This window comes from Lysinibacillus fusiformis (genome assembly GCF_002845985.1).
GTDB lineage: Bacteria > Bacillota > Bacilli > Bacillales_A > Planococcaceae > Lysinibacillus > Lysinibacillus fusiformis_D.
In genome coordinates this window covers 608,736-631,675 of the sequence record NZ_PDFK01000003.1, presented here as the reverse complement: position 1 = coordinate 631,675, position 22,940 = coordinate 608,736, and the positions used below count along the sequence as shown (strand labels likewise).

Here is a 22,940-nt window from a genome sequence, read left to right as displayed (position 1 = left end):
GTATAATTTTGTTTTAAAAGGACTTCTATAGGGAAGAATCCTTTTTTTTTTATGATTTTTAGTAGTTCTAACAAGACTCTATGTAAATACTCATAGACTAAGAACAACGAATGGTAAATATAACATAATTGGTATTTTTTATAAAATAAGGCAGTTTATTTATTGACTATTTATTCCAGGGTGTTTAATATTGTAATTGGAAAATAGATTTATTTTTATAAGTAAATATCCTTTAATGTAATTTTAAGGAATTTTTACTCTGGGGTTGTGGAGAACATTTTGGGGGCGTGATATGTGATAGAAATTTGTTTAATTAAAGTACCTGTACATATTTCGAATTATTCTGAACTAATGAATTTTGTATGTACAAAAAAAGCAAGAAGAATAGAAGCTTACTTAAATAAAATAGATGCATATAGATCCTTAATAGCTGAATTGTTGATGAAATATTTATTGATGAAGCATTTAAAATGTCATCCTTCTGAAATAAATATCCAAACGAATACATATGGGAAGCCATACTGTATCAATGGAGATTATGAATTTAACATTTCTCATTCAGGTGAATGGGTCATATGTGTCATTGGCAATTGTGATGTAGGAATTGATATTGAAGAGATGAAAGCTAATTACGATGATGAAATAATTAAAAATTATTTTTCACGTATAGAATACGCTTCGTACAAACAAACGCCAACTGAAAGGAAAAAAGAACATTTTTATGATTTATGGACTTTGAAGGAAGCTTTTGTGAAAAATATTGGATTAGGTTTAAGCATTCCTTTAGATTCTTTCTCCATAGAGACTAGTAATAATGAAATTTCAATTGAACAAAATATTAGTCCTTATCCTTATTATTTCAAGCAATATAACTTGATTAATGGTTATAAAATTTCCGTATGCAGTAAAATGAATGAATTTCCATCAGAGCAACAACTAAAGATAAAAGAGTTTTCGGCCTTAGAAAAATATTTTTTGAATAATCTGATATTAGAGGAGGATAAATATTATGAGTAAATTAATACCTCAAGTTTTAAATCTTCTTAAAAATAAAGAACTAACAAAAAATGCAGCGAAACAAATCATTGAATCGGTGAATGAAATTAAAAGTGAGTCTAAACCGAAAGTAGATAAAAAGATCGCAATTATCGGAATTTCTGCGGAATTACCTGGTGCTAAAAATTTTGATGAATTTTGGAATGTTTTAAGCAATGAACAGGACAAAATAACAGAATTAAGTGATAGTAGGAAAGCGTTGTGTGAGGGATTCCTTGTTAATAATATGGAAAAACTTAAAATTTCAAAGGAGAAGCCGTTTTGGGATGCAGCATGGCTAGATGAAATTGATAAATTTGATGCTGGATTTTTTAATATTTCAGCTGCTGAAGCAAAAGTGATGGATCCACAACAGCGTAGATTCCTTCAAATTGCATACCAATGTTTTGAAGATGCTGGTTATGCAGGGAGTCGTATAAAAAATTCAAATACAGGTGTTTACATTTCAGCAGCTATGACCAATTACTCTGAAGGATTGGCTGAATTCACACCATTAAGTGTTCCAGGTAATATTCCTGCTTTTACGGCCTCAAGAATTTCTTATATTTTTAATTTAAAAGGACCGTCTTATGTTGTGAATGCTACCTGTGCCTCTTCAATGTTGGCAATTCACGAAGCCTGTGTGGGTTTAATGAATAATGATTGTGAAACGGCATTAGTCGGTGGTGTTAATATTTTTCCTTATCCAATAAATAGTGAAAAACTTTTTATGAATGCTGCGGGTATTATGTCTGAGCAACAAAAGTGTAAGCCATTTGACGACTCAGCAAGTGGGATAGGAAGAGGAGAAGGGGCAGTAGCGCTGTTATTAAAACCTTTAGATCAAGCAATAGAAGATAATGATAATATCCACGCTGTTATAATTGCCTCTAAAGTAAATAATGATGGTACTTCAGCAGGTATTACTGCACCAAATCCTAAAGCACATGCAGATTTATTAGCCGAAACTTGGGATTTAGCTGGCATTAAGCCTGAGCAAATTGACTATATTGAAGCGCATGGGACAGGTACTCATTTAGGTGACCCTATTGAAATACGAGGCCTTCAAGAAGCAGTTGAACGAAGTAATAATGATAAACAATTTTTGCCAATTGGTTCTGTGAAGGGAAATATTGGCCACTTACTTGATGGAGCTGCAGGTTTATCGGGTGTAATCAAAGCGCTACATGTAATAAAAAAAGGAATAGTTCCACCTACAATAAATTTAGTTGAACCAAATACACATATTGATTTTGTCAATTCTCCAGTTTTTATTCCGACATTACCATTTAATATTAAAAAAAATAAAAAAGAAAATGAACCTATTGTAGCTGGTGTAAGTTGTTTTGGCTTTAATGGTACAAATGTACATTTACTATTAGAGGAAGCTCCAACGAAGACTGAAATCCATAAGAAAGATCATAATAAAAAAGCATATGTTATTCCTTTTTCTGCTAAATCTGAATTATCTTTGCGAGGGACTATTGAACATTTCTCCAATTTAACTGGGGATATGATTAATATAAGTGATTTAGCATATACGATGTGTACAGGTAGGGAGCATCATGAAATAAGAGTAGCCATTATTGCTGAGACAATAGACGATCTAATAGCCGCATGTAAAAATTTAATCAATCTTGATATGGCTAATTGGGAAAAAATTATTGATATGACAACCCATGACGATCACAATATCAAAAAATTGGCAGAAGATTTTATTACAGGTGAAAAATGTAGTTGGCATAAACAATTCCAAGATGAGAAGAATCATAAAATTTCTTTACCTACATACTACTTTGATGAGAAATCTTATTGGTTACAGAGTGAGGCTGGCGTAAAGGCTATAGAGGTAAAAGGAAAAACAAATCTTGAAGAAATCATTCGTTTAGCAGAAATAATCCTAGAAACAGAGAATATTAAGCAGACGGATAGTTTTATATCAGTAGGTGGAAATTCTCTTTCAGGGCTACAATTTATTACTCGTTTGAAAAAACAATTTAAGAGAGACTTTGTATTAGATGATGTATTCCTTACATTTGAACAACTAAGTAAACAATTAAACAATGATCATTCAAAATCAACAGAGGAAATACCTCAAATTAGTGTAGAAAATCATGAATATCCATTATCATACGGTCAAAACAGATTAAGCATTATAGAACAATTAACAGATCAAAAAATGGTTTACAATACTCCGTTTATTTTTAAAGTTAACGGGTTAGTTGACATTGAGAGATTACGCCAAACATTCGATTTACTTTCACAGAGACATGAATCGTTAAGAACAGTTTTTGTAAAGCATGAGAATGGAAATAAACAGAAAATACTGCAAAAACCAAACTATTTATTTGAATACAAAGATTTTCATTTAGAAGATAATGCTGAAGCAAAAGCTATGGATCAAATAAATCGTTGGAAAGAAACTCCGTATGATTTGGAAACGGGACCCCTTTTAAGAGTATTTGTATATAAAACAGGAAAAGATAAAAGTCTGTTTGCTTTAATGATGCACCATATTATAGTAGATGGCTGGTCATTATCGCTATTATCGGATGAACTTTTCACTTTGTACAATAGTAATAATATACATGAAACATTGCCACAAATAGAAAATACGTATGTAGATTTTGCTGCATGGCAACGTGAAAATATAGAAAGTGGTAGATTTAAACAACATGAAGATTACTGGCTTCATACATTAAGCGGAAGTCTTCCGATTACCGAAATCACAGGCGATAAATTAAGACCAAGTACTTTCCGCTATACAGGAAAGCTAAAAAGGTTTGATATTAGTGCTACATTAGCAGATCAATTAAGAACTTTTGCTAATACAAATGAAAGTACATTATACATGGTTTTAGTTTCAAGTGTATTTAAACTTATTAATCAGATGACTGGAGATACGGATATGGTGATCGGGACACCAGTATCTGGAAGATTGAATGAAGAATTAGAGAAAATTATTGGTTTATTCACAAATACTATCCCATTAAGGATTAATTATGAAGAACAGGATGATTTCCTTACATTATTAAGAAATGTCAAGACCATGTTATTGGATAGCTTTAAGCATCAAGAATATCCTTTCGATTTATTAGTGGAGAAATTAGATTTACCTCGAGATACTAGTCGTTCACCTTTATTTAATATAAACGTGGCACTTCAAAATTTTAAATTTAAAAATACGACATCAGCTTTTGACGATGCAGAATTAACACCTATTGTTTCTGAACACAAAACTAGTAAATGGGATCTTGAATTCGAATTCGTTGAATTACCAAGTGGAGAGTTATTCTGCAACCTTGAGTATTATGACGGTGTATATTCATCTAAATTTATTGATTCATTAATTGAAACGTATTTACAAATACTAGAAATGGTTTTACATGAGCATGAATTAAATAACACCGATGTAGAAAATAGTAAAAGTGTTATAAATGGTCAATTTGTCGAAGATGGCAGAAACTTTTTAAATACCATTTTAATGATGGCAGAAAAGAACCCACAAAAAACAGCATTAGAAGATAACGAAGGTTCATTAACATATCAAGAGTTGGTAGATAGAAGTAAATCAATAGCAAGAAAATTATTGAACAGCAACAGTGAAATCAAAAATATTGTCATTATTTCTGACAATAATAGAACAGCCATTTTAGGTATTTTATCTTGTTTAATGAGTAATGTCACATTTATACCTGTATCACCTAAAAATCCAAAAGCAAGAATTGAATCTATTATCAAACAAAGTCAAGCTAACGTTATTATTTCAGAAAAGAAATTCTATTCATTGTGTAATAGGCTGTTATTTGAAAATGACAATATTCAAACGGTTATGGTGTTAGGAGAAACAGATTTAGATCAGTGTGCTGTTGTTGATTCAAGTGAATTAATGAACGAATCTTTGTGGAACTATTTTGCAGAAGGGCAGAAAACAGAAATAGAGGCTAGTGGTTGGAATAGTAGTTATACAGGTGAAGCTTTCAGTTCCTTAGAAATGCAAGAGTATGCGGAAAATGCAGTAAACAAAATAAGAAAGTATTTACCTCAAGATTCAAATGTATTAGAGCTTGGATGTGGCTCAGGTTTGACAACTTTTGCTCTTGCTCCATATACGAAAACATATACAGCTATGGATTTATCTTCCTCCATTATCGAGAGGAATAAACAGATTGCCCAAAAATCTAACTTTAACAATATTCAATTTGACATTTCCAAGGCTCATGCCTTTAAGAAGTTTGAAACAGCATTAGATGCGGTTGTCATTAATAGTGTTATTCATTGTTTCCCGAGCTATGGCTATTTAAAGGTGGTACTTCAAAAAGCTATTGACTCTTTAAAAGAGGGCGGAATCATCTTCTTGGGAGATTTATTAAATATCGATAAAAAAGATGAATTTGTCTCTTCTTTACAAGCATTTAAAGAAGAAAATATGGATAAGAATACTAAATTAGATTGGGATACAGATTTATTTATTAATGAAGAAATTTTAAAAGAGCTTCTCAGTGATATCGGTGCTGATATACAAATTGAATGTTCTGAGAAGACATACACTGTAAGCAATGAGCTAAATCAATATAGATTTGATGCTGTCATCATTGTTAAAGAGAAGAGCGAAAAATATAAACAAAGCAGCTCTAAAAATATGCTAAGTGAAGCAATTCATCTAGACGAGCATGTAGAGATTGAGTTAAATTCTTTTGCTAAAACTTCTCCTGCATATATTCTCTTTACATCCGGTAGTACTGGAAAACCAAAAGGTGTAGTTGTTTCAGGTAAAAACCTTAATAATTATTTGAACTGGGCTACTGCATACTATTCATCTACTGGAAGATCGTTAAATATGCCATTTTTCACTTCAATATCTGTCGATTTAACGATTACTTCCATGTTTATTCCGTTAATAACGGGTGGAAAAATAATATGCTGTGAAGGAGAAATCGATCAGGCTTTTGAAAGTGTAGCCAAAATAAAAGAAACAATAACGATAAAAGGCACACCTAAACAGATCCAGTATTTAATTGAGGATGAGAGATTTGCACCAAATGTAGAGTGCTTCATCCTAGGGGGAGAAGCTTTAGATATATCATTATGTAAAACGTTGAGAGATCAATTCCCTTATGCTCGTATCATTAATGAATATGGGCCAACTGAAGCTACTGTTGGAACGATTTATCATGAAGTAACAGAAGAAGATTTACATTCAGATTATATCCATGCGCCAATCGGATTACCGATTCATAACACTTCTGTTTACATTTTGAACAATCAGAATCAGCTAGTCCCTTCATATGGTGTTGGTGAAATCGTATTAAGTGGTGAGAGTGTTGCCCTAGGCTATTTGGGAGAGCCTAATTTAACTAGAACTAAGTTTATAGCTAATCATATTAAACATTTACACTCAGGCTATTTATATAAGACAGGTGATTTGGGGCAAGTATTGCCTAACGGAAAAATCGTTTGTTATGGACGTAAAGATAATATGGTTAAAATTCGTGGCCATAGAGTGGAGCTAGAAGAAATCGAAAGATATTTGCGAGAAATCCCAAGTATTAAAGATGCTGTGGTTAAATTATATAAAAATGAATCTGGTGAACAGCTGTGTGCTTACTTAGTCAGTCAACAAGAGATTAATCAAAGAGATATTGAAAAGTACCTTTTACGATATTTACCAGAATCTTTAATTCCTACGTATTATCAAAAAATAGAACAAATTCCAATGGCTAATAGTGGAAAAGTAGATAGACTTTCACTGCCAAGCCCTGAATTATACGACGACAGAATAGTTCAGACAGATGATATTAGTAGTTTGACAGAGGTTGAAAGAGAGTTGCTGTCTATACTAAAAGGGATTTTAAGTGACCGTCAATTTAACATTGATTCTGATTTCTTTAAAATTGGAGGAGACTCCATCAAGGCATTAAAGTTTATCTCAAAGGCAAAGGAAAAAAATATTAATTTGAAAATTGACCATATCTTTAATTGTAGAAGTATTCGAAAAATCGCTATGAACACTACTAAAGAAATGGACATTCAAAAAGAATGGCAGGAATTAAGTTCTAAGGAGATTCCACTTGCTCCAATGCAAAGATGGTTCTTCCAACAAACATTTAAACATGCCCACTATTGGAACTTATTAATGTCAGTAGAATTGCCTGAGAAAGTGGATGTGGCTGCTTTAGAAAAGTCTTTCCAATCAATTATTTCGGTTAATGAGAGCTTGCTGACATGGTTTGATGTGAACGAGAGCAAACCAAAGGCTTTTGTTGAACCAAGCTTAGTCAACACATTTAAGCTAATTGTGAAAGATCTAAAATTAACACCTCCAAGTATGTTAAAAGAAGAAATTGAAAAGATTCAATTCCAATTACAAAATAACTTTAATTTTGGAAAGGTATTACCAATAGGAGCAGTAGTGTTCCTAACATCTAAGAAGCCTATTTTAACATTCTTTATTCACCATCTAGTCGTTGACGGAGTTTCATGGAGGGTTCTATTAGAGGAATTAGAAAATAATTATGTAGCTATTGTAAATGGTGAAGATAAGATCAGCTTCCCTATGACGCAATTTTCGGATTGGATAGGAGAATTGTATAAAAAAGAATTACACACGAATTATTCTTATTGGGAAAATATAGATGTGGAAAATGTACATCCATTATGCATTCAGCCTGTCAGAAAAGATTATTTATTTAAGGATCGATATCATGTAACGAAAACGCTAAGTGAAGAAAGTACAAAGCAATTTTTAAATGCTAGAAAACATTCAGAAATTTATAAACCTGATGTTCTTATTGCCGTAACATTTGCTCAAGCGTTTAGTCAACTATTCGGTCAAAAAGATGTGTTATTTAACTTTGAAGGGCATGGACGAGATAGTCGCCAATCAGCATTAGATCTTAGTAGAACAATAGGTTGGTTTACTACGATGTATCCGCTACAGGTGACAATAAATACTGTCGAAGAAATGCTTTACACAGTTGGACAAGCATTGAGCGAAATTGGCAGTGGACTGGACTTTATGATAGCAAGGTGGATCAAAGAAAATAACAACATTACGCATATTCAACCATCAATATTGGTCAATTATTTAGGGGATTTTGATAACGATATTAGTACTTCCACAAATAGTAAAAATGGAGGGAACGGAGTGCTACAGTACTCCTCAAATCTTCCTCAGGCCCCTGCTATTCATCCTGATAATGAACTTTCTAATATTTTGGAAATAAACATTTTTATTTTGGATGGAAAACTTAATCTAAGCTTAGAGGTAGATACACAAGTGATTAGTAATGAAAAAGCTCAACATCTCTTATCTAAGTTTGAAGAAGCTTTGGTTGAATGTAGTGGAAATGCAAAGGAGCCCCAAAGTACATGATAACTTATTTTAGCAAACCAACAAACAGAGGATTTACAATCTTTTTAATGGTTGTAGCTACTCATTTTATATCTTTATTAGGTTCTTCTGTTGCAAGGTTTGGGCTTGGTGTCTGGGCTTACCAAAGTACAGGTCAAGTATCTAGTTTTGCGGTCGTTTTAGTTGCGGGATTTCTACCAGCAATTGTGTTATCGCCTTTTATAGGAATTTGGATAGATAGGAAAGGTCCACGATTATTAATATTACTAGGAGATATTATTGGACTAATTATTTCTTCAATAATTTTCTCCTCCCTTTTACTAGGGAATATAAGTATGGTTCATGTAATTGCTGGTGCTATATCTCTTTCTATAGTTAGCTCTATGCAAACACCAGCATTACAAACATTAGCACCTAACCTAGTGCCAAAGGAAAAGTTATCTAGAGCTAATGGTGTATTTTCCATGGCATCATCGACTAGTGATGTTCTGGGTCCTGTTATTGGTGGTGTAATAATGGGATTTGGAAGTATTATCTATATCATTGGGGCAGAGCTAGTTACTTATTGTATTGCCATTCCTATTCTCTTAATACTTTGGACAAAATTAAGCGTGAAAGAGAACAGTGACAATGAAGATAGCAATGAAAATAACTCCATTTTAGGTGATCTAAAAGATGGTTTCAATTATTTAATCAAGCATAAATCACTTCTTACGTTAGTGTTACTATTTACGGTTTTAAATTTTGCACTAGGGTTCAATCAAGTAGTTGGACAGCCGTATATATTGAGCTTTGGAACCGTTGAACAATTTGGTTTACTAAGCTCTATATATGGAGGAGGGATGGTATTAGGCGGAATACTAATGTCATTCATCAAATTGAAGAAACACATCATATGGTTAGTACTAATTTCGAATTTTGGTATTGGTGTTTTTATAACGTTAACAGGGTTATTCAATAATATGCTATTAATTGCCGTTTTTTGGGGTGGTTTAGGGTTATTACTGCCAGTGGTTAATACAGGTACACTAACTTTAATTCAACTTCATACGGAGCCCAATTTATTAGGAAGAGTTTTTTCAATTGCTAGAACATTCGCTTGGATTTCATTACCCGTCGCTTACATTTTAGGAGGAATACTTGCTGATAAATTAGTTGCCTCAAACGTAAATATTATCCCTTATTTAGGTAGTGGAGAACGAGGAGTGTATGGGACACTACTCCTACTAGCTGGAGGCTTAATTATATTAACTGTGGCAATTTTCGCTCAACTAAAATACATTAAAGACTTTGATAGGAGAGAAGAAAATGATGTACAGCACAATGTCTAAAAAAATATTAAGTTTAGTAGAAGAAAATAAGTTGGATACAAATTTAGCATTAAATTTACTAGATGAAATGGAAAAAGAAACAAGTGAACCACTCGCAATTGTTGGTATGTCTTTAAGATTTCCTAATGTCTCAAACCTGGATGATCTATGGACAGGTCTCATAAATAAAAAGGATTTTGTGACTGAATTTTCAAAAGAGCGTTTTGATTTAATTGTTAATTCTAACCCTAAATTGCATGACATGTATAACCATTTGAAAAATAATTTAACGAATGATCCAAGATCGTATGGCTCATGGCTAACGAACATTGAACAGTTTGACCCTGAACAATTCGGATTGAATGAACATGAAGCTCAATTTATGGGGCCAGCGGAGCGTTTGTTTTTACAGGTTGCATTAGAGTCCTTGTACATGGCAGGATACAAGGAAAATCATCTAAAGGATTCAAATACTGGCGTATTTATAGCGCATACTCCTCATCCTGCATTTGATTATTTAAATTTATTTGAAGAAAAAGATGAGCGGGCTTTTATTTCAAATATACCTGCTAATCTGGGCTATCATTTATCATATGCATTCGATCTTAAAGGTCCAGTTATGACAATTAATACGAGTTGTTCCTCTTCTTTAGCCGCTGTTCATGTTGCTAAAAATGCGCTTAAGCAGGGGGATTGTAACTTAGCGGTAGTCGCTGGAGTGAATTTGAATTTATTTCCTTATTGGGAAGAGGAAGCGCCTGATTATGTTGTAAGAAGCACAAAATATAGATGTTCACCATTTGATGAAAGTGCAGATGGAATTATCGGAGGTGAAGGGGTTGCTGCTATTGTTCTAAAGAGATTATCTGATGCCATAAACGACAATAATCACATTCATGCTGTTCTAAAGGGTTCAAGTATAAGTAGCGATGGTGCATCAAATGGGATGCAAGTTCCGAATCCTGACGCTCAATCTAAAGCAATCATGGATGCTCTGGACGATGCAAAGTTATCATTTAATGATATTGATTTTGTTGAGGCGCATGGCGCAGGTACTCAAGTAGGTGATTTACTCGAAGTAGAGGGACTTAAAAAGGCCTATCTACAAAAATCAAATAAGACTGTTGAATGTCAATTAGGTTCAATTAAGTCGAATTTTGGCCATATGGGTGATGCTGCAGGTATTGCAGGATTAATAAAAGCTGTACTATCCATCGAAAAAAGAACAGTTCCAGGTCTTAATCATTTTGTAGCAGAAAATCCTAAAATAAGCTTCAAAGAAACACCGTTCAAAGTCAGCTCAGAAAATAAAACGTTTGATGAGCATAAAATTTTAAGAGCAGGTGTTAATTCAATAGGCATAAGTGGCACGAATGTTCATGTGGTACTAGAGGAGTATCGACATCATAAACAGGAGCAAGTAACTGAAAAACTGACACCGTTGTTTATTTCAAGTAAAACTCGTAGAGCGCTTTGGGATCAAATAAAAACCTTAGCTAGTCATCTTAAAAATAATGAAAATTACAGTATTCAAGATTTAGCCTATACATTAAATAATAGAAGAAGCCATGAACAGTCTAGAGTATGTATTTTTGCAAGCGATTGTCATGAACTACTTCGAAAAGTCGAAAGATTATTAAATGTAAGAACATTTGAAAAGGTCCCGAAGAATTTTTATACACAAGGCATATTTTTAGCTGATGAACATGAAACACAAGTTGATAGTATTAAAAATCTAGATGAATTTACCGCTTCATCATCAGCAGATAAAGCGCTAATGCAGCGATACTTAGAAGGTAACAATGTTACAGAGGAATGTCGCGAATTATTTAAAGATGGGCAATTACTTCCGTTGCCAGTTAGTATTTTTAATACAAGAAGAATATGGCCATCTAGTAAAGAGGCATTCCAAAATCAGACGAAAGAGCTATTTTTCGAAAAGAAATGGTTATATTATCCTTATGATAAGACGACTACTGATGTAGCATTAAAAGCAGGATCAACTTGGCTTTTCTTTGTGAATAAAGATGATGAAAATATAGTTGAGCTAAAAAATAGAATGGCTGCTTTAGGTATAAAAATAATTGAAGTACTTGAATCAGACAAATTTGTAAAATATACAACGGAACAATATGGTATTGACATAAATTCCGAAAAAGATATGTATAAGCTGTTTGAAAATATAGGTGTGGATGAATTAAGGAATTTAAAAGGGATTATCCATTCTTACACATTCAAGCACTTAGATGAAACAATGGAAACAAAAGAAAATATGGAGAAATCCCAAGAAGAAGGTATTTTCTCACTATTCAATATAACAAAGATGTTATTAGAGTTTGAAGTTACACATCCAATTCAATTAAATGTCATGTCGTCATTAACAGAGCAAGTTCAGGACAATGAAAAAATAATTCCTGCTAGGGTAACAACTTTTGGCTTAGCGAAAGTTATCTCACAGGAACAGCCGACTATTTCATCCTATTCGATCGATCATGATTTAGACGGAAGTTCTCAAGACATTGCTACACAATTATTAAAAGAGTTACAACAAGATAAAGATCATCGCCCAGAATTAGTGGCATTTAGAAAATCAAAAAGATACACAAAAGTTATTGAAAGACAAAGCGATGACTTTAATGGCAATGAAATTATAGTAAGAGCGAATGGAAACTATGTTATTGCAGGTGGTACAGGATATTTAGGTGTTCAATTAGGGAAGTTTTTAAGTGAAAAGCAAAATGTCAATATAATTTTATTAGCTAGAAATTTATTACCAGACCGAATGGAATGGGCAAAGATTATTGAGAATAATCAATCAGAAGATGAAATGTTGATTTATAAACTGATGTCAATTATGGAGATTGAAAGTCGAGGTTCTACAGTTACAATCTTGCAGTGTGATGTGACAGATGAACATGCTGTTAAAGAAACATTTGCGAAAATTAGACAAGATTTTGGTGAAATCAATGGTGCGTTCATGTTAGTCAAACAACTTTACCATCTATGGATAAAAGAATTAACGCTTAGTCAATTCAAAAAAGGTATTCATAACCGAGTAATCGGCACTTATTTAGTGGAAAAAGAATTAAATCCAGAGCCATTAGATTTCTTTATCCTATTTTCTTCAATCTCTTCTTTAATGGGTACAAAATCTGCAAGTGAATGCTGCGCTGTGAATCAATATTTAGACTCAATGGCTGGGTATTTGAATCAAAAAGGAATAAACGGTAAAACGATGAACTTTACGTTAATACTAGACGATAAAAAAGATTTTGGGAGTGATACGGCCATACCTCCAATTGATTTTGTAGATTTCCAAAATTCATTGAACTTATTTTTCACTAAAGGCTATGAATGGAGTCTGATTTCACGTTTTGATTTAGAGCAAGTCCATTATCTTAAACCAGTTATTAAAATTCCATTTGGCGAGCGTTTTTGGAACGAAGTAGAGCGCTTTAATCAGTCAAAAAATAATCAAAACGAAAGTATTTCAACGGAAGAAGTAGTAGTGAAAAGTGAGTTTACACTATCTGAGATTGAAGCGAGTATACGTGAAATTTGGAAAACAGTTTTAGGTATTTCAACGATTAAAGAAATTGATAATTTCTTTAGTTTAGGAGGAAGTTCTTTAAGTGCTTTAAGATTTGTTCATTTATTTAAAAATAAATTCATTGATTTAAAATTTGAAATATCTGATTTATATAGTAATCCTACATTCCAAGACCAAATTGTATACTGCGATCATTTTTATAATGCCAAAGATGAATTAAGCGATATTCTTGAGGCATTTGAAAGTGATGACATTTCATCAGAAGAGGCACTATCTCTACTATTGAATAAGCATTGAGTTGAAAGGAAAATGACTATTAACATTGGGAGGGATATCGTTTGAACACTGCAATTGTATTTCCGGGTCAAGGTTCACAATACGATTCTATGGGACAAGAATTATACAAAAATTATCAAATAGCTCGTGATCTGTATAATGAGGCTAGCGATATATTAGGCTATGATTTATTGAAAGCATGTGAAAATAACAATGGAGAACTTCGTAATACGGTAATAGTTCAGCCTGCAATTCTAGTTTATAGCATTGCCTGCTGGGAGATATTTAAAAAAAATAATGATGTAAAACAACTCTATTTAACTGGACATAGTCTAGGTGAACTGTCGGCAGTAGTTGCTGCCGACGGAATCCCTTTTGCCAAGGCAGTTGAATTAGTAAAGCTTCGTGCAACTGCTATGAGTGAATGTACTCAAGATGGTGGTATGGTTGTTTGTTTTGGACTTATTGGAGAAGAAGTAGAGGCAGTATGTCAAAGAATAGATACTGACAATAATCATGTAACTGTTGCCAACTTTAATTCGACAAATCAAATCGTACTAAGTGGTCATAAAAATGCATTGGAGCAGGCCTCCATTGAGTTACAGAAAAAGGGAGCGGTTACAAAGATATTACCTGTTAGTGTTCCTGCTCATAGTAGACTCATGAAGCCAGCAGAAAAAAGATTTCAAGCAGCTCTGCAACAAACACAGATGAATGATTGTCGATATCCTATATTTTCCTGTGCTTCAGGTCAACTATATAGTAGGGCTGACGAAATAGCAGATCAATTAAGTAGACAGCTTACAGAAAGTGTGAGATGGCCAAAAGTTATGGACGTGCTCATTAATAAAGACGTTGGCACATTTATTGAGATGGGTCCTAAAACGATTCTAACGGATATTATGAAGATGGAATATCCTGTCTATCGGGCGATACCGGTTAACGAGAAAAATGGCATCCATTCTATTTTAAATAATCTTAATGAAAATACATTCAAAATAGAAGAAACTATCCACTTTTTACAAGCGTGTTTAAGAGTTATTATTGGGACTCCTTTTAAAGAGAAAATCGATAAGCAGGACTTTGAGAAAGAAATCCATTCTCCCTATCAGATCATTAAACAGGAATTAAAAGAGATGAAAGAGAGCAAACAAATGACAGTGGAATCTCACAGAGTTGCAAGTTTATCTCAACAATTTTTTTCCATTTTAATGCATAAAGGGTTTCATAAAAATGAAACACTGGAATTTCTAAAATTATCAATCGCAAATCCAAATTTATATTCTAAATATCTAAAAATTAATGCTTCTAAATAATTTGTTAGATTGGGGTAATAGAATGTCAAATTTCTATGAAAGTTTTTTTAGTGAAGAAATCAATTACTATGACGAACAAAGCTTATGGTTCAATCAAAATAAATACAGTTTAAAACAACTGGCTAATAAAGCGTTTAAATTAGCAACCGCAATGCAAGAGAAGGGGATTAAACCGGGTGCTGAACAAAATGTTTTGATTGTTCTTAGAAGGTCACCAGCTCTTCTTGTTGCACATTTATCCACATTTATTGCTGGTGGAGTTATTGTTTGTATCGATCCAGAGACACCAAAGGACAGAATCGACAACATCATTGACGATATCAAACCTAGCATAATAATTACGCATCAGGATATTTATAAGGCAAATGCTTTTCAAGATCAGATCACTTTTAAGCTTGATGATGCTCTTCAACATTTTAACTTGGATCATAAGGAAATTAACATAAATATTCATTTTTCTGTAAAATCAGCTGCTTATATTATCTTTACATCAGGTACTACAGGCAAACCTAAGGGTGTAGTCGTTGAGTGGCAATCTTTAAATCGATTAATCGATTGGCATACAAAAACGTTTGATGTGACAAAAGATTCAATAGTATCTTTAACCTCTTCACCTGGATTCGACGCTTCCATATGGGAGATTTGGGGGGCAATAGCTTCAAGAGCATCTATTTATATGACGACAAAAGATGAAAGACTGAACCCAGAGCTATTAAAAAATACTTGGATAAAGCATCAAGTAACGCATTCATTTGTATCTACGCCAATTGCAGAGCGACTAATGGAACTCGACTGGGATCATAGTCATGTAGCTTTAAAATATCTTTTGGTAGGGGGAGATAAACTAACAAAGTACCCTTCAAAAGATTTACCTTTTCATGTAGTAAACAATTATGGACCAAGTGAAGGGACTGTTGTAAGTACTTCTGGAATTGTGGAGAGAGCGGATGGTAAGGCGAAAAAGCTACCTCATATAGGCTCTGCTTTACCTTATGTAAAGTGTTTTATTTTAGATCGAAATTTACAAATCATTCATGAAGTTGATAGAAAAGGAACATTATGGATATCTGGTGAGGGATTAGCAAGAGAATATATTAATTTGCCGCATGAGACAAATGAAAAATTTAAACAGTTAGACATTGACGGTGAAAATGTAAGAGCCTACAACACTGGGGATGTCGTCAGCAGAGATCTTCAAGGGAAGTTCCATTTCCATGGTAGGGAAGATTTCCAATTAAGCATTAATGGAGTGAGAATTGAATTAGGGGATATAGAGAGTACTCTTCAAAAACATAATAGAGTAAGTCAAGCTATAGCATTACCAATACATATAGCTTCAAATACGCTATTGACAGCATCCATTGTATTAGAAGAGGAATCCTCTATTTCAGAACTTGAATTATTTAGCTATTTAAAAGACAAGCTGCCTAACAATATGATACCAGTTCAACTTATTTTTCATAAACATTTACCGTTGACTAGAAACGGGAAAATAGATCGAGAATTGTTGAACAAACAGCATATTGACTATTTCAACAGAAAACAATTAAGTGAATCCTCAACGAATATAAGTGAGTCTTTGCAGAAGATTATTGATATTTTTTCTTCTACCTTAGACTTAAAATGCTCATCACAAACAGATTTGTTTGAAGTTGGAGGAAATTCCTTAGATGCGGCAGAAATTGCTGTGAAAGTGTCAAAAGCGTTTCATGTTGATTGTTTACCATGGCAAGTACAGCAACAGAGAAAACCATGTAATTTATTGGATATTCTTTCTACTTTACCAGCCCTATCAACAAACAATGAACCTACTGTATATAATAAAAACGAGTGGTTCCCTGCAACGAGTATGCAGAAAGGGCTTTGGTATTTATGGAAAACAAATGAAGGAAATCCGTTTTATAATGTAGGTGCTACTTTTCATATTAACGGACTTTTCGATGAACGTAAGTTTTATAGTGCCTTTGTGCAAAACATTAAGAAAAATGCTGCCTTTTTTGTGAATTTTAGAGAAAATGCCTCCTATGGAATTGAACAAAAAATTAGAAATATAGATGATATAGCAGAGCACGTGGATTATCACATTCAAATCTTACAGGTGAAAAATATGGAGGAGGCACGCTCACTTGCAAAGACAATTTATAATCAACCTTTCCAGTTAGAGAGCGATGTATTGTTTAGAGGGGCAGTCATTCATACAGAGAATGCTGGAGCCGTTTTTGTACTTGTCTCTCATCATATTGTATGTGATGGCTTATCTTTAAAAAATATACTTCAAAATATAGCTAAAGTTTATAATGAGGAAATTACTAGAGATGACATCAAATCAAGTAGTTCTGAAAATTTATATAATAATATAAATAAATTGGTTAATAAATCAAAGGATCAAAATTTAAAGGATTTTTGGGTTGAGCAATCTAAGACATTTAAACTCGCTCAACTGCCTATTCGAGAGAAATCCGAAGAATATATAAGAATTGGAAAGATTTTTGAGATTGAAAGCACTAGAGAGCTAGGTAAAAAAATTGATCAATTTTCGCAGGAGATGAAATTGAGTCAGTTTACAATATTACTAACTGCTTGGGCACTAAATTTAGCAAAATATTGTATGCAGGACACAATAACGATAGGAGTTCCTTATCATGGTAGGACAAATGAAAATTTAAATGATGTTGGCATGTTTGTTAATTTAGTTCCTTTAACGCTTTCATTAAATAAAAATGCCTCCTTTAAAGAGCTCCTGCATGAAATCAGTAACACTGTACATGAAAATATTGCTCATGGAGATTTCTCTATTGTTGATATTGCGGCTAACATTGATAAAAGAGAGTATTTTGATGTAGTAAATAATACATTCAGTCTTAAAGTGAATCTTGAAATGGATTTAAAGAATATCAACACAAGTTTTATCGAGCAAGATACTGGTGGATCAAGATTTCCTTTAAGTTGTTTCTTCAATGTGGAGAACGGAGAAGTAAAAGGACATATAGAATATTCATTTGCTCATTTCACAGAAGTAGAGATTCAATTGTTGGCGAAGAATTATTTTAGATTACTTGCTTCATTAATTAATGAACCAGATAATTTGTGGAGTTCTGCATTTACAAAAGGTTCCATTATATCCGCTAACGATAATGGAGGACTAATACAAAAGGCTAAGCCACTACACTGTCAATTTGAAGAGGCAGCGAGAAAATATAAGGATTATATTGCCATTCAAGAGCTGGATAGAGCTTTAACATATGAACAACTCAATGAAGAAGCAGAAAAATATGCTTCATTACTGCTATCAATGGGTATTGCAAAAGGCGATTATGTGCCTATTTATATGGACAGGGGAATTGATGTCATCGCAGTAATACTAGGTGTTCTGAAGGCAGGCGCAGTATACGTTCCTTTAGATACGGAGCATCCTATAGCAAGAACACAGAAATTATTAGCGAGATTAAATCCAAAAGTTTTAATGGTAAATACAATAGATGAAATACCATATGGAGAATGGGAAATTGTAAATACTTTAGAAAAAAATAGCTTTAAAAATAATGTAAAAGCAATGAGGAGTGTCTCTGTCCATGATCCAGCATATCTTATGTTTACTTCTGGATCGACGGGTGAGCCGAAAGGTGTAGTATGTCCACATTTAGGGGCTTCTTTACGTATTGAATGGCAAAAAAACCAAAATAAGATTAAACCTGGTAATAAAACATTGTTTAAAACGCCATATACATTTGATGTATCTGTTTGGGAAATATTTTATACCCTTTGTACAGGTGCTACGTTAGTTGTTGCTCCTAAAGACTTGCATCGGGATCCTTTAGGTTTATTGAATTTTATTAGTGATAAGTCAATTGACTTGTGTCATTTTGTCCCTTCTGTGTTGCAATTAATGCTCAATGAAATGGACTCTCAAAAAGATTACAATTTACCATTAAAATATCTTCATTTAAGTGGGGAAGCTCTGCCAGCTCCATTAGCTAAAAAAATAAATGAGTTGTTACCACAAGTCGAAGCATTCAATTTATATGGTCCAACTGAGGCAGGGATTGAAGTTACTGTTCAACAGGTAACAAAAGATCACTATAATATTGGTTTTCCATTACCTTATGTAGAAATAGAAGTTGTCGATGAAGCTGGGCTACCAGTTCCAAAAGGTTTTCCAGGTGAATTAATGATTGGAGGGCCTTCTTTAGCAAAAGGTTATTTCAAGGATGAAATAGAAACAAGCAAAGCTTTTGTAGAGCGAAATGGTAAAACCTTTTACAAATCTGGTGATTTGGTAAAAATTTCAGCGAATGGCAGTTTAGATTTTCTAGGAAGAAAGGATTCACAAGTTAAGGTAAACGGTGTAAGGATTGAGATAGAAGAAATTGAAGCGTGTGTAATACAGCAACCACAAGTTAATGATGCAGCGGTAGTATTAGGGAATGATCAAAATAACAAACCATGTTTAGTTTGCTTCTACACTTTAAATTTAAAAGATAGTCTAAGTAGAAATGACTTGAAAAAAGCTGTCTCTAAAGATTTACCGGCAACGTATATCCCATCAATGTTCGTTGAGTTAGATAGATTACCATTAACATCTAGCGGAAAAAGAGACAGAAAACTACTTAGCTTAGAAGCTTCACAATACCTTTCCGATGGTGCTCAAAATAATTTCAGAGAGCCAACAACTGAACTGGAAAAATCAATTGTAGAAATATGGGCTGAAGTACTAAAGGTTAATGAAATAGGTATTGATGATAACTTTTTTGAAATCGGTGGAGATTCCATTAAATCTCTTCAAATAGTATCTAAATTGCGTACCAATGGTATTGACATTACTCCGAAAGACTTTTTGAAGCACCCGACGGTATCAGAAATGTCTCTCATACTTAAATAATATGGAAGGAGGTTAGTATAGAATGCTACAAAATGATAAGAAACTCGCGTTAACACCATTGCAGCTAGTTATGTTAATGGAAACGTTAAAGGACCCAACATCAGATGCATATTGGCAAATTTTATCTTATGAAATTCCTAATTCATTTACATTCGAAGAGATTCAAGATGCTTGGTTAAATACTGCCAAAGCCAACCCAGCATTAAGAACAAAATTTGAGTGGCGGCAAGAGATAGAACCAATCCAAATTATTCAAAACAATGTAGAAGACATCAATGTAGTCGAGGTTAATTATTTAAGGATTCAAGATGAATTTATGAATATAGAGAATTGGTTTAAAAGTGAGATTGGTAGGCTACAGCAAACGATGCTGAATAAGACGCAACAATTTTATCTTATTCAAAATTGGAAACCATCTAAAAACTTATTAGTATGGGTGCATCATCATATCATTATGGATGGTTGGTCAATTGCTCAAACACTTGAAGATTTCTTTAAGCTGTTAAATAAGGATGTCACTTCATTAGCCATTCGTCCAGATATAGAACCTTATTTACATTATATTAGTGATCCAATGTATCAAAAAGGACTGGAAAAATATTGGGGAAATGTATTAAGTGATTTAGCTGAAGCCGAAACATTAGCTATAGAAAAGTCACAACATATTACTCAAAAGCCATTATTCATGTATATCGATAAAGAGTTAAGCAAGAGAGCGGCAGAAAATCTTCATGCCTATAGCATAAAGAATAGAGTTACAACTTCAAGTATTGCTTTAACAATATGGGGCGTGTTAATCAATCGATATCAACATACGAATAAGCTATACGTAGGATCGACTTTTGCATTAAGACCATATCAATTAATAGAGTCGAGTGATATGAATGGAATGCTTATAAACACATTACCCGTCAAAATAGATATAGAAGATGAACTAACATTAAAAGAAGTATGTCTACAGACAATGGATCATCTGCAAGATGTTTCTGAAAACAGCGGAGTTCCGTATTCTAAATTATTACAGTTTGGTGGGGTGTCTGGAGATACAGAAATCTTTAAAACCTCTGTTATTTTCCAAAATTTCAAGGGAACTTTAAATAATAAAAAGAATGGTGATTTGGTTCACCAATATGGAACAAGCTCTGATCCATTATCGGTAACATTTGATATTACGCAAGACTCCATATGCTTACGATTAGGTTGGGATCAACAACGTTATGAGAAAACGGAGCTTCTAAGACTTCTAGATTCACTTGAGTATATATTTGAAAATATAGATAACTATAATAATATGTTGGTCCAAAATATTAACTTAACACAAGGCGAAGAGCTATATTTAAAAAATGTTTTGACGACAGAATTTTCTACTACGTCTGAAAATTTTTCAATTCAATCCATTTTAGGAGACCATAGGGATGATTCCTTAGCCATTTCAGATGGTCAAAGAAATTTAAGTTATCGTGATGTGAAAAGATATAGCAATATTGTGGCAAATCAACTGCTCGAAGAAGGAGTACAGAGCGGGGATACAGTTGCACTGGTAGGAAAGAAAAGTATTGAAACAGCAATCGGTATTTTTGCTGCTTGGACAATAGGTGCGGCATGGTGTGCTATTGATACGAGTATACCTGAAGCAAGAACTAAACGTACATTAGACATATTGCAGCCAAAAACATCATTATTCCTAGATAACATTCCAACCATTATTGAACGTAGTATGGATGAAAAAGAAATGATAAGCGAGGCTTACAGATTTAAATCGGAAGATGTGGCATATTATATTTCTACTTCTGGTAGTACAGGGGAACCTAAAATCGTTTCATTAAAAACAGAAGGGTTGTCACAACTAATCCAAAGCTGGAAACAATTTTATGACCTTTCTAGTGAACAACATGTTCTTCAACTAGGGAGTTGGACATCCGATGTTTTTTTAGGTGATTTGCTGAAGGCATGGTCAACGAATGGCTGCTTGTTCGTTTGCGAGGAAGATAAAAGAATTGATATGGCATATTTAGCAGAAATGGCAGCTAAATATAAAATTTCGTTTTTGGAGTCAACACCTGTTTTAGTAAGGGAATTTATTCACTATTTAAATGAGGTAAATATTATCTTAAAAGATTTAAAAACGATAGTGGTAGGTGCTGATACGTTCAGACTTGAAGAAAAGAATGAAATATGTGACATGCTTTGGGACGGCGTCAATTTTTACAATGGTTATGGTCTAAGTGAATGTACAATTGAGTCTCTAGTTTATACGTGTAATAACAATCATGACAGTTCTAAATCCGGACTTTGTCCAATAGGTAAACCATTACCAGGAACAATGGTGAGAATTGTTGATAAATCAGGTAATTCGGTAGCCCCTGGCATGATAGGTGAACTACACATTGGAGGGAAACAAGTAACAAAAGGCTATGTAACCGAGGAGGGTTTAGTTACCTCAAATAGTTATACTCTGAATGATGTTAACTACTTCCGGACTGGTGATTTAGTTAGGTTGAACGCTAATGGAGTGATTGAATTTTATGGGCGCAGTGATCAGCAAGTAAAAATTCGAGGCTATCGATTAGAATTAGGAGAAGTAGAGAACGCGTTATTATCCCTTCAACCAGGTATGGAATGTTTTGTTATCTGTCTTCCAAGTAATAACGGTGAAAATACTTTAATTGCCTTTATAAGTGGAACAGACCAAAGTATTGAGACCATTAATAGTAGTATCTCTAAGATACTTCCGGATTTCGCTATTCCGAATATTATTGTTCCTTTAGAAAGGCTACCCCGCAATACGAATGGCAAGATTGATAGAGTTTTGCTAAGGAAACAAGCTGAAGAATTACTTAATCAGTTAACCGATACATCGACTATCTCAATGTCAGGAGATATGGTTGATATTGTAAGAGAGACATGGGAAGTAGTTTTAGGAAAAAAGGTACAGTTGAATCGTAGCCTATTCGATCAAGGTGGCCATTCTTTAATTGTACTGAAATTATATAACTTACTTAGAAAAGTGTTGCCTTCGTATGAGTTTGTAGTTGGTGATCTTTTCAGATATCCAACGATTAATCGGTTTGTAGAAGAAATTACGGCTAGAAAAGAAGCTGTGCCTATCCAAGAAAGTACTGTTCCATCTTACAGCAAAATTGAAGTACTTGAAAAAGTGAAACAAGGCGAGCTTTCAGTGGAGGAAGCTATGAAAATAATAGGTGGTCATAGATTGTGA

General features: G+C 33.5%; 7 protein-coding genes. All 7 read left to right on the top strand.

The genetic code is table 11. From position 1 onward, the window contains the following. Positions 1-294: 294 nt before the first annotated feature. The 7 genes from CRI88_RS13685 to CRI88_RS13655 are packed head-to-tail and all read left to right on the top strand — an operon-like array spanning position 295 to position 22,940. Positions 295-1,017, top strand: a complete 723-nt coding sequence (locus CRI88_RS13685; protein WP_230593783.1) for a 4'-phosphopantetheinyl transferase family protein — start codon at positions 295-297, stop codon at positions 1,015-1,017. Next, positions 1,010-8,410 carry a condensation domain-containing protein gene (locus tag CRI88_RS13680; protein WP_089932621.1) on the top strand — a complete coding sequence of 2,467 codons (7,401 nt, stop codon included), beginning with the start codon at positions 1,010-1,012 and terminating at the stop codon, positions 8,408-8,410. Before CRI88_RS13685 ends, CRI88_RS13680 begins: the two co-directional genes overlap by 8 nt. Next, positions 8,407-9,720 carry an MFS transporter gene (locus tag CRI88_RS13675; protein WP_058844580.1) on the top strand — a complete coding sequence of 438 codons (1,314 nt, stop codon included), beginning with the start codon at positions 8,407-8,409 and terminating at the stop codon, positions 9,718-9,720. The genes CRI88_RS13680 and CRI88_RS13675 overlap by 4 nt, the downstream gene beginning before the upstream one ends. Beyond that, the gene (locus CRI88_RS13670) at positions 9,698-13,546 is read left to right on the top strand and encodes a beta-ketoacyl synthase N-terminal-like domain-containing protein (RefSeq protein WP_257982907.1); all 3,849 of its coding nucleotides are present in this window, start codon (positions 9,698-9,700) and stop codon (positions 13,544-13,546) included. The genes CRI88_RS13675 and CRI88_RS13670 overlap by 23 nt, the downstream gene beginning before the upstream one ends. A gap of 41 nt (positions 13,547-13,587) precedes the next feature. After that, a complete protein-coding gene (gene fabD / locus CRI88_RS13665) occupies positions 13,588-14,841 on the top strand; it encodes an ACP S-malonyltransferase (protein ID WP_058844581.1) in 1,254 nt (417 codons plus the stop codon). 22 nt (positions 14,842-14,863) lie between these two features. Beyond that, positions 14,864-19,720 carry a non-ribosomal peptide synthetase gene (locus CRI88_RS13660; protein WP_180957809.1) on the top strand — a complete coding sequence of 1,619 codons (4,857 nt, stop codon included), beginning with the start codon at positions 14,864-14,866 and terminating at the stop codon, positions 19,718-19,720. Positions 19,721-19,742: 22 nt separating this feature from the next. Next, the gene (locus tag CRI88_RS13655; protein WP_101966741.1) at positions 19,743-22,940 is read left to right on the top strand and encodes an AMP-binding protein; all 3,198 of its coding nucleotides are present in this window, start codon (positions 19,743-19,745) and stop codon (positions 22,938-22,940) included.

Coding starts and splice junctions, on each gene's coding strand:
- CRI88_RS13680 (WP_089932621.1), top strand. CDS start 1,010: ATGAGTAAATTAATACCTCAAGTTTTAAATCTTCTTAAAAATAAAGAA.
- CRI88_RS13675 (WP_058844580.1), top strand. CDS start 8,407: ATGATAACTTATTTTAGCAAACCAACAAACAGAGGATTTACAATCTTT.
- CRI88_RS13670 (WP_257982907.1), top strand. CDS start 9,698: ATGATGTACAGCACAATGTCTAAAAAAATATTAAGTTTAGTAGAAGAA.
- CRI88_RS13660 (WP_180957809.1), top strand. CDS start 14,864: ATGTCAAATTTCTATGAAAGTTTTTTTAGTGAAGAAATCAATTACTAT.
- CRI88_RS13655 (WP_101966741.1), top strand. CDS start 19,743: ATGCTACAAAATGATAAGAAACTCGCGTTAACACCATTGCAGCTAGTT.